The organism is Mycobacterium asiaticum, assembly GCF_001673315.1.
In the GTDB taxonomy this organism is placed as follows: domain Bacteria; phylum Actinomycetota; class Actinomycetes; order Mycobacteriales; family Mycobacteriaceae; genus Mycobacterium; species Mycobacterium asiaticum_B.
On sequence record NZ_LZLQ01000024.1, the window covers coordinates 199,198 to 214,799 of the forward strand.

A 15,602-nucleotide genomic window follows, 5' to 3' on the forward strand; every position below is an offset into this window, starting at 1 on the left:
GTCAGACTCCCAATCCCAGGATTCGTGAGGCGATGATGTTCTTCTGTATCTGTGATGTCCCACCCATCACACTCTGCGCGCGGCTGTACAGGTAGGCGCTGAGCAGATCCGGGTCGCGGGTACCGCCGACGGCCAGCGCGGCGTGCCCGACCGACTGTTCCACCCAGGTCATCAACAGCTTGTCCAGCGAGCCCTCCGGGCCGTGCGATACCCCGTCGAGTTGTTCGGATAGTCGGCGCCGCACGTGGTGCGTCAGCATCTCCGCCTCCACCGCGGCCCATGCGAGCTCGTCGCTCACCTCACCGTCGCTGCGGGCCACCAACTCTCGGACCAGCTTGTTGTAGCGGGCCGCGTAACCGAGGGTGGACGGTTCGCGTTCGTGCCCGACCACGGTCATGGCGACCGCCCAGCCGTCCCCCGGCGCGCCCACCATGCGATCGGCCGGCACCGTCGCGCCGTCGAAGGACACCTGACCGAATTCGTTGGTGACTCCGTTGATCATCCGAAGCGGACGCTGTTGAACGCCAGGCTGTTTCATCGCGAGGACGAACGCGGACAGGCCGCGGTGCCGTTTGGCGTCCGGATCGGTACGGGCCAGCAACAGACACCAGTCGGCAACGTCTGAGTAACTGGTCCAGATTTTGTGTCCATGGATGACGTAGTTGTCACCGTCGCGAGTGGCGGTGGTGGTCAGCGACGCTAGGTCCGAACCCGCGCCCGGCTCGCTGAAACCCTGACACCAGCGCTCGGTGCCGTTGATGATGCCGGGCAGAAACCGTTGCCGCAGCGCATCACTGCCGTGCCGGCCGATGCCGAAAACCAAATAGCCGACGCTGGGTCGCGGCGGGGCGCCGGCGCGGGCCAATTCCTCGTCGACGATCACGTCGTACACCGGCGGCAGTTCCCGCCCGCCGTACTCGCGCGGCCAGGACAGCCCGAAGAATCCCTCCTCGTACAGGGCGCGGTGCCACTGCGCCTGGCGGGCCCAGTACTCGTCACCCGAGCCACCGAACTCCGTGGCGTGCAAAGCCAGCCAGGATCGTAGCCGGTCCCGGAACTCTGCTTCCTGCGCCGAGTCACGAAAGTCCACGAGCGACCTCCTTCAGGCTGACCGGCCACAGCTCGGTCGATGTCAGTGCCCGGCGCAGATATACGTGCACCAGGCACTCCCAGGTATTGCCGATGCCGCCGTGCACCTGAATGGCGGTCTCGCAGACCGTTCGGGCGGCGCGGGCACAGTAGGTCTTCGCCACCCGGGCCGCCTGAATGGCTTCGGTCGGGTCGAGCTCGTCGACAGCCCACGCGGCATGGCGCAGCACGCTCACCGAACCCTCGATCAGCGCGATGCTCTCCGCCAGCAGATGTGCCACCGCCTGATACGACCCGATCGATTTACCGTACTGCTCACGGATTTTCGCGTAGTCACAAGCAACGGCATGTGCCCCGCGCGCCGACCCGACCAGGTCGGCGGCCGTGGCGACCAACGCAAGGGCCGCAAATCGTTGCGCGGCTTCGGCGGGTATCTCGCCCAGCGGTCGCGGTGCTCCGGTGAGTCCCGCGCATACGCGGGTCAGGTCGGCACCACCGCCATCGTCTTCGATGTCGTCGGCCGAGACGGAGGTACCGGCAAGCAACAGAGCACGCCGGTACCCGCGAGTGTCGATGGCCCGATCGTCCACGGCGATCGTTGCCGCATCGATGCCGCCGTCGAGGTGGCGTGCCAGATCGTCGGCCAGCACCGGGCCCAGGAAGGGTGCGTCGACCAGTCGGCGGCCGAATTCCTCGGTGACGATCGCCACTTCCACCCCCGAGGCTCCGTCCGAACGCAAAGACCGCCAGCCCGTCAGATCAATCTGCTTGTCCAGCCGGGTGATTCGGGTCTGGTCGGCCAAGTCTTGCACCGCTCCCGGCCCGAGATCGTCAGCCATCTTGGCGGCAGCGTCGCGTAGCTGCTGTTGTTCAGCGGTCAGACGTACATCCATAGCTCTCCTTGAGTACTCTGCGCAGCACCTTGCCAGAGGGCAGGCGAGGAATGTCTGGGACGAACACCACCCGGCTCAGGCGTTTGTAAGATGCCAGCGTCGCGTCCACCCGAGCGGTCAGCTCGTTGGCGAAATCTGCTGTCTCGCAGGCCCGGTCGGCAGCGACAGCGGCGATTACGGCTTCCCCGTTGGTGCCGTCGGGCACGCCGAAGACCGCGCAGTCCCTCACCCCCGGATGACAGTGCAGGACCGTCTCGATCTCGGCGGGCGCGACCTGGAACCCGCGCACCTTGATCATTTCCTTGAGCCGGTCGGTGATTCGCAGCCAGCCAGCAGCGTCGACCCACCCGACATCCCCGGTGCGATACCAACCGCCACTGAGGACTTCGGCCGTCGCAGCGGCGGGTAGGTAACCGGCCATCATTGAATCCGAGCGAGCTTGGATCTCCCCCACCTCACCCGGACTGACCGGCTCGCCGGTCTGCAGCGAGACCACCCGCAACTCGACACCGGGCACTGGACGACCCACCGTATCGAGCCGCGCACCATCCAGCGGGTTGCAGGTGATGACGGGAAGTTCGGTGGTGCCGTAGGCGGGAACCCAGCCGATGCCGGTGCGCCTGGTCACCGTCTCGGCGATGCTGGCGGTGACGGGCGTCGCGCCCCACATGATGTACCGCAGAGACGACAGATCGTAGGTTTCGAGTCTGGGATGCGACGCGACGGCCAACGCGATTGGTGCGACGGCCATTTCGACTGTGATCCGGTCGGTTTCGATGTGGTGCAGCATCCGGTGAATGTCGAAGCGCGGGTGTAGCCGCAGCCAGGTTCCGGTGCGGAGTGCGGTGAGAATGTTGAGTAGGCCCAGGATGTGCGACGGCGGGGTGGCGATCTGGATGCGATCGCGGTCGGTAAGCCGCAGCGCGTCGCGCCACTGCCGCACCGCCACGTCCAGTGACGCGTGGGTGTGCCGGACGGCCTTGGGCAGCCCGGTGGTTCCGGAACTGAACACCAGCACCGCATCGTCGCCGTGCCGCCGGGCATCGGTGGCTGGTTCCGCAGGCGGTGTGGGTTCGTCCAGGTGCAACATCGGCATCAGCTCCGCCAGCACCGGGTGGTCACCGACGGCGTGCGCGGGGTCGGTCAGCGTCAGCGCGTGCTGAACCTCACCCTGTTTCCACGCCGGACTGAGCAGAACCGCGGCCGCGCCCAGGCGCCAGATCGCCTCGATCACGGCAACGAACTCCGGCCGGTTGGACGACATCACCGCGACCCGATTCCCGGCGCGAACGCCACGTTTGCGCAGGCTGGCGGCGAGCCCGTCGGCCAGCGCCGCGAGCTGGGGCAGGGTAAATTGCCGATCCTCGAACACGAGCGCGGCCGGCTCGCTCACGTCTTCGGTCCTCCCGGCGGTTGGGGACAAGGTCAAACAAGGTTGAGAAGATCCTATCGTCCTGTGAGAATAGTATTCTCTATAGTGAAGAATGCAACTAATCTCAGATAGGCGGTCATGACGGAGTCCGGCACGATAACCATTCACCTGGACCGCAAGAAGGTCACGGTTTCGCTGGTTCCGGGTGAGACGTTGCTGCAAAGCGCCCGCCGGGCGGGGTTGGAGCCGCCGTTCAACTGCGAGGCGGGTAACTGCGGAACGTGCATGGCCAGGCTCACCGAAGGCACCGCGACCATGCGGGTCAACGATGCTCTCGATGACGACGAAGTCGAAGATGGCTACATTCTGACGTGCCAGGGCATACCGGACATCACGCCGATCACGGTGCGGTACGAGTAGTCAGCAGGGAGGCTGCAAGCATGGCCAGAGGCATCATCTACGTCGAGACCTTTCCCAGTTCGCCTGACCGTGAGCAGGAGTACAACACCTGGTACGACGAGGTGCATCTGCGAGAACTTGTTGCTCTGCCCGGGATCGTCGGTGCGCGCCGGTTGCGGCCGGTCAACGGCGGGGGTCCTTACGTTGCGCTGTACGAGGTCGAGGGTGACGACCTGCAGGCGATATTGCAGAGCATGAGCGGTGCCAAGCTGACCATGTCCAGTGCGCTGCAACTCGATCCGCCGCCGATACCGCGGTTACTCGAAGTCATCACGGACTATCAGCCGTAGGTCCGTGCGCCCAGGGCTTGCGTGTTTGGTGCGTGGGCGCTAAGGCGCCTGGGCGTCAGGGCGTCCCCACGCCCAACGTGAAGCTAGCTTCACGCTCGACGCCCAGCGTGAAGCTAGCTTCACGTTCGAGGCGCGTCGTCAAGCAAGCTTCACTCCCAAGAGTCGTCCCCACGCCGAGCGTGAAGCTAGCTTCACATTCGACGCCCAGCGTGAAGCTAGCTTCACGTTCGAGGGGCGTCCTCTAGCAAAGCTTCAAGCCCGAGGGGCATCGTCAAGCTGGGGCGGCGGCCGGTAATCCGGCTCATAGCCCGCCACGTGGATCGGACTGCCTACCAGGCGCATATCCCCCGCGGACACCACCACTTCCGGGGTCGCTTTGAGCGCCTCGGGCAGCGTCCGTACCGCCGCCGCGGGCACCCCGAGTGGACGCAGTCGTCGTTCCCAACTGGCCGCGGTGTCGGTGGCCAGCATCGCCGTGACGACGGTCAGCACCTCGTCACGCCGAGCCACTCGCTCGGCCATCGTCTCGAACCCGCCGATACCGGCCTCGGTGGCGAACGACTTCCAGAATCCGTCATGGGTGATGAACAGCGCGAGGAATCCGTCGGCAGTCGGAAATAGTTGTGCTGGAACGTAATACGAGTGGGCGCCGTATGGTCTGCGCTGCGGCTCGACGCCTTCGTTGAGGTAGGCGGCCGCGTGGTAGTTCAGCTGGGAGAACATCACGTCGCGCAGCGAAACGTCCACCTGCCCGCCGGTGCCGGAGATGATCTTCGCCAAAAGTCCCAGCGCGGCAGACATTCCGGTGGAATTGTCGGCCGACGAGTAACCGGGCAGCGTCGGTGGTCCGGCCGGATCACCAGTCAGGGCCGCGATGCCGACACCGGCCTGAACCACGTAGTCGAACGCCGGATCGTCGCCACCGTTGAGCCCGAATCCGGTGATGGCCACGCAGACGATCTTCTCGTTGTAGCGGCGCAGCGCCTCGTAGGTGAGTCCCAGCCGTCGGATGGCCGACGGTTTCAGGTTCACCAGCAGCGCGTGTGATTCCGCGACGAGCCCGCCCAGATAGCGTTGTCCCGCCTCACTGTTCAGATTCAGACAATGGCTGGACTTGTTGCGGTTGAGGCTGGCGAAGTAGCTGTCGCCGACCCCGCGGGATATCTCTCCCCCGGGCGGCTCGATCTTGGTCACGTCGGCACCCAGGTCGGCGAGCAGCATGGTGGCGTACGGACCGGCCAGCATGGTGCCGACTTCCAGGATCCGTATGCCGGCTAAGGGGCCAGGTGTGCTCACCGTAACTCCGCGGCCAGTTCGGCGAGCATTTCGCGCGTGCGGCGCTTGGAGGCGACGAGTTCGTCCCGGTTGTCGCCGATGGGCAACAGCCGCACCGACAGGTCCGTAACGCCGGCGTCGGCGAAAGAGCGGAATCTGTGCAATATCTGCTTCATGTCGCCGGCGGCACATAAGTCGCCGACATCCCGGGCGTCGCCGCGTTCGAGCAACCGCTGGTAGTTAGGCGACACCTCCGCCTCGCCGAGGATCCGGTTGGCGCGTTCCTTGGCTTCGTCGACCCGGGAAGGCTCGCACAGGCATACCGGAATACCCGCGACGATCCGCGGCGCGGGACGGCCGGCGTCCGCGGCGGCTTTGGTGATCTTCGGCGCGATGTGATCGCCGATCGCACGCTCGTCGGCCATCCACAACACGGTGCCATCGGTAAGTTCACCAGCCAGTTGCAGCATCACCGGTCCCAGCGCAGCGACCAGCACCGGCATCGGCGCATCGGCCCCGATCACCAGCGGATTGTGCACGGTGAACGAATTGTTCTCAACGTCAACCGATCCCGGCCCGTTGATGGCGGCGTTGAGCACTTCCAGGTAGTCGCGGGTGTAGGCGGCCGGTTTCTCATACGGCAGTCCCAGCATGTCCCGGATAATCCAGTGGTGCGACGGTCCCACACCCAGGGCGAGCCGGTTGCCGGCCACCGCATGCACCGAGAGCGCTTGGCGGGCAAGGGCAATCGGGTGTTGCGCCTGCAGTGGCACCACCGCGGTACCCAGTTCGATGCGCGAACTGTGCGCGGCCATCAGCGACACCATGGTCAGGCAGTCGAAATCGTTGGGCACCTGGGGCATCCAAGCGGTATCCAGACCCGCCGCTTCGGCCCATTCGATATCGGCGGCCAACCGGGCGACCTTGCGGGCCATATCGCCGCGCTCGGCGCCGATCATCACTCCGATGCGCACGTTTCCTCCGGTGCGGGTTCAGGCGTGCCAGTCAGCGTGCGGATCTCGCGCACCAGCGTGTCCAATGGGGTACCGGTGGGGAAGACCGCCGCCGCACCGGCAGACAGCAATTTGGGTACGTCAGCGTGTGGGATGGTGCCGCCGACCACCACAGCGATGTCGCCGGCGTCGGCGCCGCGCAGCGCCTCGATGGTGCGGGCGGTCAGCGTCAAGTGCGCTCCGGACAAGATGCTGAGTCCGACGACCGCGACGTCTTCCTGGACCGCGATCGACGCGATGTCCTCGATGCGCTGGCGGATACCGGTGTAGATGACCTCGAAGCCCGCGTCGCGCAGGGTGCGTGCGACGATCTTGGCGCCGCGGTCATGCCCGTCGAGACCGGGCTTCGCGACCAGGATGCGGGCGGCCACCTAGAACACCACCGGCTGCTGGAATTCGCCCCAGACCGCCTTGAGCGCCGAGACCATCTCCCCGACCGTGCAGTAGGCATTGGCGCAGTCGATCAGCTTGTGCATCAGGTTGTCGGTTCCCTCGGCACTGCGCGACAACGCGGCCAGCGCAGATCCCACTGCGGCGCTGTCTCTTTCGGCCTTGACCTGGGCCAGGCGCTTGAGCTGCAGATCACGGCCTTCGGCGTCGAGTTCGTAGGTGACGACATCGGGTTCGGGTTCCTGGGAGACGAATCTGTTGACCCCCACCACGGGGCGGGTGCCCGCTTCGATGTCCTGATGAATCCGGTAGGCCTCGTCGGCGATCAGACCTTGCAGGTAACCGTCCTCGATCGCGCTGACCATGCCACCGTGCTGTTCGAGGTCGGCCATGATCTCGACGATCCGGGCTTCGGTGGCGTCGGTGAGCGCCTCGACAAAGTAGGACCCGCCCAGCGGGTCGGCCACCTGCGCCACACCGGTTTCGTAGGCGAGGATCTGCTGAGTGCGCAGGGCCAGTGTGGTGGACTCCTCGCTGGGGAGCGCGAACGGCTCGTCCCACGCTGCGGTGAACATCGACTGCACGCCACCCAGGACCGCCGCCATCGCTTCGTAGGCCACCCGCACCACGTTGTTCTGCGCCTGCGGCCCGTACAACGATGCGCCGCCACACACACAACCGAACCGGAACATCGACGCCTTGTCCTTGCTGGACCCGTAGCGCTCCCGCACGATTGTGGCCCAACGGCGCCGTCCCGCACGGTATTTGGCGACCTCCTCGAAGAAGTCACCGTGGGTGTAGAAGAAGAAGGAGATCTGCGGCGCGAATTCGTCGATGGTCATCCGGCCCCGTTCGACCACCGTGTCGCAATAGGTGACGCCGTCGGCCAGAGTGAACGCCATCTCCTGCACCGCCGTGGCGCCGGCATCCCGAAAGTGCGCCCCTGCCACCGAGATCGCGTTGAACCTCGGCACTTCGGCCGCGCAGAACTCGATGGTGTCGGCGATCAGTCGCAGCGACGGCTCGGGTGGCCAGATCCAGGTTCCGCGCGAGGCGTACTCCTTGAGGATGTCGTTCTGGATGGTGCCGGTGAGCTTGGCGCGCGGTATCCCTTTGCGCTCGGCGGCCGCGACGTAGAACGCCAGCAGAATCGCCGCCGTGCCGTTGATGGTCATGCTGGTGCTCAGCTTGTCCAGCGGGATGCCGTCGAACAGGATCTCGAAATCGGCCAGGGTGTCCACCGCGACGCCGACCCGCCCGACTTCCTCCCCGAAATCGGGGTCGTCGGAGTCGTATCCGCACTGAGTGGGCAGGTCGAGTGCGACGGACAGGCCGGTGCCGCCCTGCTCGAGCAGGTACCGGTAGCGACGGTTCGACTCCTCAGCGGTTCCGAATCCGGAGTATTGGCGGAAGGTCCACAGCTTGCCGCGATACCCGGAGGCGAAGTTGCCGCGGGTGAACGGGAACTCGCCCGGCGGCGGCGGTTCGGCGCGTCGATCGGCCGGGCCATACACCGACGCAAGCGGTATGCCCGATGGGGTCTGGGCTGCGTTATCCATCAGTGCATAACGTACTTGCAAAAAAAGAGAATGCCAATACCATTATGCTGACCTGGGAAAACGCTTCAAAGCGGTGCCGGAATGGGACTGAAAATCAGCCGTTTCCGGCTTCCGTGAAAGTTTTGTGACCATGAGCACACGCGTGGGGCCCGTCTAGTGGTTGGGGAGCGGCCTGCCGCGGCTGTCACGTGCACAAATGCGGCAAACCAAATGGCGCCGGGACGGCCGTCCGTGCGGTGCGGCGCCACCCCCGGATGATTTACGCTCAACCTGCGCCTATGAGACCGCGGGCGCGGAACAAATTGCTTCCGCTAGGAGTTCGTATCGGCGGAACCTCCCAAACTGACGAAAAGAGTCGACCTTGCGCCGCATTGGATCCCCCACGCTGTCGTTTTCGCGGGTGGCGCCGCTGCTGGCCGTGGTTGTCGTGACGCTGATTGCTCTGCTGGGACCCCCCACCGGTGTCGCCCGCGCCGGCGCCGATCCGGGGTGCCCGGACGTCACTGTGGTGTTCGCTCGGGGGACATTTGAGGCCCCCGGCGTAGGCGCCACGGGGCAGGCGTTCGTCGATGCGCTCAACGCCAGGCTGGCAGGCAAGAACGTCGCAATCGATCCGGTCGACTACCCGGCCTCGCTGGACTTCGCACGGGCCGTGGACGGCGTGGCCGACGCAAGTTCGAAGGTCGAAGCTAGCGCCCAGAACTGTCCGAACACCAAGATCGTGCTCGGTGGTTACTCCCAGGGCGCGGCTGTCGCCGCCTACACCACGTCCGACTCGGTACCCGATGGCGTTGCCTTGCCTGAGGGGGTGAACGGCCCGATGCCGCCCGCCGTCGCGTCCAAGGTGGCCGCGGTGGTGCTGTTCGCACCTCCTTCCGATTGGTTCCTGCATCTCGTCGACCGCAGCGCGCCCCCGATCAATATCGGTCCGCTCTACGCCGGCAAGACGCTGCGACTGTGCGCCGAAGGGGACCCGGTATGTGCCCCCGGCGGGCGTAACCGCGCCGCGCACAGCAGCTATCGGGACAGCGGCATGGCAAACCAGGCCGCCGATTTCGCCAGCAACGCCATCCTTTCCTGACCGGACGTCATGTCAGGCACGGCATAGTATTTCGCCGTTCGGTATACCGAACCAGCCGTCGGTAGCAGCCGCCCATTGCCGCCACGCCGACGAAATCTCTTCCAGTTCGGGACGATTCGCCAGCCCGGTGTCCACCAGTTGGTGCGCGAGGTCCGAGTGCAGGATCCGATCCGCCCACATGCCGCCCCACCAGTCGCGATCCTCGACCGTCGCGTAGCACCACATGCTCGCGGTCGGTGTGATGTCCACGAACCCCGCCTGCGCGGCCCACGACAGTAGCCGCCGGCCGGCGTCCGGTTCGCCGCCGTTCGCACGCGCTGCCTGAACGTACAACTCGAGCCAACGATCCAGCGGCGCCAGTTGTGGATACCAGAGAAACCCCGCGTAGTCGGCGTCTCGAACCGCGACAACTCCACCCGGAACGCACACCCGGCGCATCTCCTGCAGTGCCCGGACGGGGTCGGCCACGTGTTGAAGCACCTGGTGAGCGTGCACGACGTCGAAGGCGTCATCAGGGAGGTCGAGCGCATGAACGTCGGCGACGACGAACGAGATGTTCGTCTGGTTGCGCCGGTGCGCCTCGGAGCGAGCCAGGTTCAAGGCTGCATCGGTGATCTCGACCGCCGTCACCGATCCCGGTGCCACCAGCGCGGCCAGGTCGGTGGTGATTGTTCCTGGGCCGCAACCGATGTCGAGCACAGACAGACCCGGCCGCAGGGACGGCAACAGGTAGGCCGCGGAATCGTGCGCGGTGCGGCGCCGGTGACCGCGGAGCACCGACTCGTGATGTCCGTGGGTGTATACAGCTCGAGGTTGCTCACTCACGGGAGAAGTCTAGTTAGATCTGTCAGTTGACCGGCACGTCGAGAATCGGTTGATTGGCTCCGGCGCCGGGGCCGTCGAAATGCCACCACTCGCCGGAGTAGGCGGCCAACCCTCCGTAGGTCATGGCGTCGCGCAGGCGTTTGCGGTTCGCCTGGGCTTCGGCGCTGATCCCCTGCGTCGCGTAAGCGTTGGCGCGCGCGGAGAACTCGTCGAAGTCGGTACCCATGTCGGCCAGGCAGATACCGCTGACCACCTGGCCCGGCGGGCAAGGGGGTCGCGCGGCGGTGTAGGTCACGTCAATCGATCTGCCCGACTCGTGGCTCCGCGCGTACTGGCCGGGGCGGGCCACCCAGGTCGGATCGGGCACTATCTGAAACATCTTGACCTGCACCTCGTGTGGCCGATAACAGTCCCAGAAAACCAGGACATGCCCCTGCTGGCGCAACGCGGTCCCGGCCGCCGCGAGGCCCTGCGCCATGGACTGATGCACCAGGCAGCGAGCGTCAGCAGGGTAGAGCTGCGTCTTGGTGAAGTTGTTCGTCGTCGCGTATCGCAGGTCGATCAGCGCGTCCGGAACCACGGTGCGCACGTCGACGAATCCCGCTGCACGGGCTTCCGCGCTCACGGGTGGCACGCTGGGACCCGGCGGCACCGTGGTGCGGACGGGCTGGACACGTACCGACGGGCCCATCCGGGGTGGGGGCGACTCGAGCCAGACGCCCTGTCCGGCGGCCGCCGCGAGGAGTCCGGCCACGGCGCAGCTCCGCAGCAGATGCACCCAACCGCGCCCCACCAGCCTTAACCGACGCGATCCATGGCGTTCTGCAGGATTGTCCCGGCGATTTGGTCAGCCGGCTCGAGGCCCAATACGCCGATCGACATCAACACCCCCGATTTCACCCGGTAGATGTGACTCCACGCCCGCGCGTTGATCCGCACGGTGGAGGAGTCCGGCCGGTCGAGGGTGAAGTCGAAATTCGGGTCATGCAAGTCCACGCAGTCTTGCAACGAAGAATCCAACTGACGGAGCACACCCCGGGCCGTGCTCGAATTGGGGTACAACGCCACAGCCTGACTGACTGTTTGAATCATGGCCGGCCCGCCGGGCTTCAGATCGTCGGTGATCCCGTGATAGCCCGCACTGCGAAATTCCGACCAGCCGGTACCGAAGGTGACATCGCTGATGCCGGCCGCCCGGCAGGGTCCCGGCGCGTTCAGGTCACTAGGTGGCGGATGACGCAGATCGGCATGCGTATGTGCCGTCAGCTCTTCGTAATTGGCGATCCGGCGGACGTCGTCGATGCTGACGATCAGTGCGTCAGCACGGGAGCCGGGCGTGGGACTGGGGCTGGCCGGCGTGGCCGAGTGCGAGCAACCTGCCAGGGTGGCTATTGCGCAGCTCGCCGCGACCATGGCTTTAATGGCTTTAATGGTTTTGATGGCTTTAATGGTTTTGATGGCTTCAGTGGTCTTGATGGCTTCAGTGGTCTTGATGGCTTCAACCGCGCCGGTGGCGGTCATACGAATGACTCGTGCCCGCCTCAACGCCATGCCGGACAGTTTACGGATGGCGGCGCGTCCCGCCGGGCGCACACACAGGTCGCGGTGAAATCGACCGGGGTTACAGTCGCGACGTGTCCGAAAGCAGCGCCTCATCGGCGGAGGAGCAGGTAGCGACCGGCGGGACCAGGTCACCGAGGGGGCCCGGTACCGTCACGCCTCTCTCCGTCGCGATGAAGCAAGGTTCGATCGCCGAGCATGACGCCGCGGAGCAGTCGCCGTACGTTTCGGAACTTCTTTCCGGACGCGTCAACCGTCGGGGTTATGCCGACTACCTGCTGCGGTTACGCATGGTCTACGACGCACTCGAGGCTGCGGTGCGCGCCTGGCGCGACGACCCGTTGGTCGCCTCGGTGTATGACCCCGCGCTGGAGCGAGTGACCGCCATTGACGCGGATCTCGACTTTTGGGCTCCCGGCGCAGTTCGGCAGGTCGACTCACCGGCCGCCCAGTCCTACCGGAACCGCCTGGCCGGCGCGTCATGGGGCGGTGCGTTGGTGGCCCACCACTACACCAGGTATCTGGGCGACCTGTCGGGTGGCCAAGCGATCGGCAAGACGCTCAACCGCACATTCGGTCTGGATGGCGCCGGATTGGCGTTCTACAAGTTCCCGGTGCGGGCCAAGCCGTATAAGGACGCGTACCGAGCCCGACTGGACAACCTCGCGATGGACGCGACCGACATCGGTCGCGCGGTCGCCGAGGTCAAGACGGCTTTCAATCTGAACCGGGCGTTGTTCGATGAATTGGCGGAGAATCTGCCGGCCTACCGGCGCTGAAGACGCATAAAAAAACGAGCGTAACGCTGCGGCGAAATTACTTCTCGATAATCGCCGCAGCGTTACGCTCGTGACTCTCTTTCCGAACTTTTAGCGGGTCAGCCGGGTCCCGGTACGGCGTCCCGTCACGGCCTCGTAGATGGCGATCAAGAGCACCGCTGCGGCAACACCGACGAAGAACGGAATCCAGGCGATTCCGCCGTTGGCGTTGTGGTAACCGAACTGGCTGGTGATCACGGAGCCGAGCAGGCCACCAAGGGCACCAAGTAGAACCGTCATCATCATGCCGATGCTTTGCCTACCGGGCATGACCAGCCGGGCCACCACACCGATAATCGCGCCCACGACCAACGCCAGAACTATCGTTCCGATCATTTTCGCTCCTATCCTCGCGGCGCCCCCATCGGACACCATCTGGAAGGCCGAGTTCCCCAAACTCGCGGGCTTGTAACCATCCATCTCTAGCGAGTTTGGCGCCAACAATCGTTGCAAGAGAAGCGTTTAGGGGGCGCAGGCCGAGGGTAGTCGGGAGGTGCGTTCGACTTACGCCTATCAGGAGCCGGAGTAGTGAAAACTTGTGTGTGCCCCGCGTGTGGTTATCCCACGTTGAGTCCCGCTCTGTGCGCATTCTGCTCCCCCGGCGAGGCATTTCCCGGTAATCAGGGATTCAATGCAATGCCCTTCACTACCACGTTCTCGCGCGACGCAGCTCCGCAGTGGATCAAACCCGTCGCCAGCTGAATCCGCCCGACTGTTACGGCCGAATTGCTCTGCGCTAGCTGGGAATTGACTGGACACCAGCCCAGTCACGCTATCTCGGCGTAACCCGCGTGGTAGGCATGGGCCCATGGCGTACGTGTGGGCGCAATCACAGGTAATGGCCTCGGCCGCAGCGCAAGTGACCGCGATCGGGACGGCGGTCGACGCCGCCAGCGCCGCCGCTGCGCGCAGCACCACCGGTCTGGTATCGGCGGCTGCCGACGAGGTATCGGTAGCGATCACAAGCCTTCTGGATGCCTACGCAAAGGAAGGCCAGCAGGCCATTTCCCAGGTGGCCACACTTCACCGGCAATTCGCCCGCTCGCTGGTCACGGCGGCTAGCGCATACGCCGGAGCCGAATCCGTAAACGTGAGCAGTCTCACCTCGATGTTCAGTTCCGGTAGCAGCGGATTGGTGACCCTTGTCATGGATGGGAGCGGGACGCCCATACCGCCGGCGGATTTCGTCGCCAACGTCGTCGCCCGTTACGTCTCGCCGCACTTCCCCGCAGGCCTGGTGCAGGCACTTGCGCTGCCCGCGGGGGAATTCCCGGACAGCGGAATCAAAGACCTGACTTCGGACGTCTCGATCGCCCGCGGTGTGACAATCTTGAACAACGCAATTCAACAGCAACTCGCCGCCGGAAACGCGATCAACATCGTGGGCTATTCGCAGAGCGCAAATATTGCGTCCCTGGCAATGCAATTGCTTGACCCCACCGGAACGCCGAGTTCGCTGCCCATCAACTTTGTCCTACTCGGCAATTCGATGAATCCCAATGGTGGTTGGGACGCGCGCTTTCCCGGCCTCAGCCTGCCGAGTCTGGGGATTACCACTCTGGGTGCGGCACCCGCCAATTCCTTTCCGACTCTGAGCTACACCATCGAATACGACGGTTGGGCGGACTTCCCGCGATACCCGATCAATATCTTCTCCGACCTGAACGCTCTGGCCGGCATGGTGACCGTGCACACGACCTACGACAGTCTCACTGCGGCGCAACTGAATTCGGCGATCGTGTTGCCGACGCAAGGAGCTACCACGACGACGTACTACATGATTCCGACGCTGAATCTGCCACTGCTGGATCCGCTTCGGTCCATCCCCTTCGTCGGAAACCCGATCGCGGACCTCATCCAGCCGGTGCTCGAGCCAATCGTCAACTGGGGCTACGGCGACCCGAACTTCGGCTGGTCTACCGGCCCGGCCAATGTAGCTACCCCGTTCGGCTTTCTGCCGCCGCTCGGCGCCACCGCTGATCTGGGCCCCGCCATACTGCACGGCATACCGCAAGGAATTGCCGCGGCGGCACACGACCTGGCCACCGCGGGTCCCCCGCAGCTGCCGTCCCTACTGGACCTGTCGCCCTCGACAGGCAGCCCGGGCCTGCCCGCCTGGCCGCAATCGCTGTCGGATGTCCTGCTGAGCCTGAAGGGGGCCAACACGCAGATCGTCGGCGCCGCGACGACCGCGTTCTCGACGGCCTACGCCACGCTGCTACCGACCGCGGACCTCGCGACCGCGGCCTTGATCTCGCTGCCGTCCTATGACGTGAACCTGTTCCTGGACGGACTCCAACAGGCGGCCAACGGCCAGCCGTTGCAGGGGATTGTCAACGCCTTCGGGAACCCGATCGCCGCCAACGTCGGATTGCTCTCGCTCACCGGCGGTTTAGAGCTCACCGTCCTGGCCGAGTCGGCCGATTCGATCCTGACCGGGATGCCATTCCCGAGTGTGTAACTGGTGGCCAGGGGCGGGATCGAACCGCCGACCTTCCGCTTTTCAGGCGGACGGATTAGCCGCTGACCTGCGGTTTAACGGTTTTCATGCGTCAAATACGACGCGCTGAGCGCGTCTGACGCATGCCGTCTGTCCGGCGACCGGACAGAAACCGGACACGGTGACAGCACTCCCGACAGGGAACCCTTCACCGCCCATCACTCGATGATGCGCGCCTTGGGCTCCCGGGGAGTAGGTACCCGATGCCCAGCATCTCTGTGCCGACAGTGCGCTCTATCGGCGCTGCGGCGGAGCAATTACCTCTTGGACCGACCACAACCCGAACGGCCAGCCGGAACACGGCCGGAGCCGCGGACGCCGGTAGACCGCGAGCGCCCGAGGCCGCCAAGGCCGCAGGGCGCGAGAGCGACAGCGGTCGGTCGGACGGCGGTAGCGGTGGAGGCCGTGTTCCGGCTGGGACCAACGGGCTTGTTATATGTCCCAAAAGTGTCCGCGACACCATCGATCACGGAGCTGA

Annotated in this window: 16 protein-coding genes and 1 tRNA gene; 5 read left to right on the forward strand and 12 right to left on the reverse strand. The window is 65.2% G+C overall.

Translation table 11 applies throughout. The annotated features are described in order from the left end of the window. Position 1: 1 nt before the first annotated feature. The 3 genes from A5636_RS04700 to A5636_RS04710 are packed head-to-tail and all read right to left on the reverse strand — an operon-like array spanning position 2 to position 3,375. A complete protein-coding gene (locus A5636_RS04700) occupies positions 2–1,090 on the reverse strand; it encodes an acyl-CoA dehydrogenase family protein (protein WP_065157515.1) in 1,089 nt (362 codons plus the stop codon). Further along, positions 1,077–1,982 (reverse strand): acyl-CoA dehydrogenase family protein, encoded by a 906-nt coding sequence (locus tag A5636_RS04705; RefSeq protein ID WP_065157516.1) that lies wholly within the window; start codon positions 1,980–1,982, stop codon positions 1,077–1,079. Before A5636_RS04705 ends, A5636_RS04700 begins: the two co-directional genes overlap by 14 nt. Continuing rightward, entirely contained in the window at positions 1,960–3,375 is a 1,416-nt protein-coding gene (locus A5636_RS04710; RefSeq protein WP_065157517.1) for a class I adenylate-forming enzyme family protein, read from the reverse strand. Before A5636_RS04710 ends, A5636_RS04705 begins: the two co-directional genes overlap by 23 nt. Before the next feature lie 117 nt (positions 3,376–3,492). On the opposite strand from A5636_RS04710, the gene A5636_RS04715 reads away from it, so the two are divergent. Beyond that, complete coding sequence (locus A5636_RS04715) at positions 3,493–3,774, forward strand: 2Fe-2S iron-sulfur cluster-binding protein (RefSeq protein ID WP_065157518.1); 282 nt, start codon at positions 3,493–3,495, stop codon at positions 3,772–3,774. Positions 3,775–3,794: 20 nt separating this feature from the next. Beyond that, complete coding sequence (locus tag A5636_RS04720) at positions 3,795–4,103, forward strand: DUF4286 family protein (RefSeq protein ID WP_065157519.1); 309 nt, start codon at positions 3,795–3,797, stop codon at positions 4,101–4,103. A 252-nt stretch (positions 4,104–4,355) separates the two neighbouring features. Here the strand turns inward: A5636_RS04720 and A5636_RS04725 are convergent, their stop codons facing one another. From A5636_RS04725 to A5636_RS04740, 4 genes are read right to left on the reverse strand one after another with little or no spacing between them, the layout of a single operon-like run. Beyond that, positions 4,356–5,348, reverse strand: coding sequence for a CaiB/BaiF CoA transferase family protein (locus A5636_RS04725; protein WP_065157565.1), 993 nt, complete (start codon positions 5,346–5,348; stop codon positions 4,356–4,358). 47 nt (positions 5,349–5,395) lie between these two features. Next, positions 5,396–6,352, reverse strand: a complete 957-nt coding sequence (locus A5636_RS04730; protein ID WP_065157520.1) for an LLM class F420-dependent oxidoreductase — start codon at positions 6,350–6,352, stop codon at positions 5,396–5,398. Continuing rightward, positions 6,337–6,762, reverse strand: coding sequence for a cobalamin B12-binding domain-containing protein (locus A5636_RS04735; RefSeq protein WP_065157521.1), 426 nt, complete (start codon positions 6,760–6,762; stop codon positions 6,337–6,339). Before A5636_RS04735 ends, A5636_RS04730 begins: the two co-directional genes overlap by 16 nt. Beyond that, complete coding sequence (locus A5636_RS04740) at positions 6,763–8,340, reverse strand: methylmalonyl-CoA mutase family protein (RefSeq protein ID WP_065157522.1); 1,578 nt, start codon at positions 8,338–8,340, stop codon at positions 6,763–6,765. Positions 8,341–8,701: 361 nt separating this feature from the next. On the opposite strand from A5636_RS04740, the gene A5636_RS04745 reads away from it, so the two are divergent. Then, positions 8,702–9,421 carry a cutinase family protein gene (locus A5636_RS04745; RefSeq protein WP_437339796.1) on the forward strand — a complete coding sequence of 240 codons (720 nt, stop codon included), beginning with the start codon at positions 8,702–8,704 and terminating at the stop codon, positions 9,419–9,421. A 12-nt stretch (positions 9,422–9,433) separates the two neighbouring features. On the opposite strand, the gene A5636_RS04750 is transcribed toward A5636_RS04745, so the two are convergent. From A5636_RS04750 to A5636_RS04760, 3 genes are all read right to left on the reverse strand, one after another. Then, on the reverse strand, positions 9,434–10,246 hold the full coding sequence (locus A5636_RS04750) for a class I SAM-dependent methyltransferase (protein ID WP_065157523.1): 813 nt from the start codon (positions 10,244–10,246) through the stop codon (positions 9,434–9,436). 22 nt (positions 10,247–10,268) lie between these two features. Further along, a complete protein-coding gene (locus A5636_RS04755) occupies positions 10,269–10,937 on the reverse strand; it encodes a M15 family metallopeptidase (protein WP_065157567.1) in 669 nt (222 codons plus the stop codon). Positions 10,938–11,044: 107 nt separating this feature from the next. Further along, entirely contained in the window at positions 11,045–11,659 is a 615-nt protein-coding gene (locus A5636_RS04760; RefSeq protein ID WP_081287606.1) for a sensor domain-containing protein, read from the reverse strand. A gap of 221 nt (positions 11,660–11,880) precedes the next feature. On the opposite strand from A5636_RS04760, the gene A5636_RS04765 reads away from it, so the two are divergent. Continuing rightward, the gene (locus A5636_RS04765) at positions 11,881–12,585 is read left to right on the forward strand and encodes a heme oxygenase (biliverdin-producing) (protein WP_367592376.1); all 705 of its coding nucleotides are present in this window, start codon (positions 11,881–11,883) and stop codon (positions 12,583–12,585) included. Positions 12,586–12,675: 90 nt separating this feature from the next. On the opposite strand, the gene A5636_RS04770 is transcribed toward A5636_RS04765, so the two are convergent. Then, complete coding sequence (locus tag A5636_RS04770) at positions 12,676–12,960, reverse strand: GlsB/YeaQ/YmgE family stress response membrane protein (protein ID WP_065157526.1); 285 nt, start codon at positions 12,958–12,960, stop codon at positions 12,676–12,678. 472 nt (positions 12,961–13,432) lie between these two features. Here A5636_RS04770 and A5636_RS04775 point away from each other — a divergent pair, with 472 nt between their 5' ends. Further along, on the forward strand, positions 13,433–15,085 hold the full coding sequence (locus A5636_RS04775) for a PE family protein (protein ID WP_065157527.1): 1,653 nt from the start codon (positions 13,433–13,435) through the stop codon (positions 15,083–15,085). Between the two features lies 1 nt (position 15,086). Here A5636_RS04775 and A5636_RS04780 read toward each other — a convergent pair. Next, a tRNA-Phe gene (locus A5636_RS04780) sits at positions 15,087–15,154 on the reverse strand. Positions 15,155–15,602: the final 448 nt, after the last annotated feature.

Bases quoted from the DNA above. Each gene is read 5' to 3' on its own strand.
- A5636_RS04705 (WP_065157516.1), bottom strand. From the start codon at position 1,982: ATGGATGTACGTCTGACCGCTGAACAACAGCAGCTACGCGACGCTGCC.
- A5636_RS04715 (WP_065157518.1), top strand. From the start codon at position 3,493: ATGACGGAGTCCGGCACGATAACCATTCACCTGGACCGCAAGAAGGTC.
- A5636_RS04720 (WP_065157519.1), top strand. From the start codon at position 3,795: ATGGCCAGAGGCATCATCTACGTCGAGACCTTTCCCAGTTCGCCTGAC.
- A5636_RS04725 (WP_065157565.1), bottom strand. From the start codon at position 5,348: ATGCTGGCCGGTCCGTACGCCACCATGCTGCTCGCCGACCTGGGTGCC.
- A5636_RS04740 (WP_065157522.1), bottom strand. From the start codon at position 8,340: ATGGATAACGCAGCCCAGACCCCATCGGGCATACCGCTTGCGTCGGTG.
- A5636_RS04755 (WP_065157567.1), bottom strand. From the start codon at position 10,937: ATGGGCCCGTCGGTACGTGTCCAGCCCGTCCGCACCACGGTGCCGCCG.
- A5636_RS04760 (WP_081287606.1), bottom strand. From the start codon at position 11,659: ATGGTCGCGGCGAGCTGCGCAATAGCCACCCTGGCAGGTTGCTCGCAC.
- A5636_RS04770 (WP_065157526.1), bottom strand. From the start codon at position 12,960: ATGATCGGAACGATAGTTCTGGCGTTGGTCGTGGGCGCGATTATCGGT.
- A5636_RS04775 (WP_065157527.1), top strand. From the start codon at position 13,433: ATGGCGTACGTGTGGGCGCAATCACAGGTAATGGCCTCGGCCGCAGCG.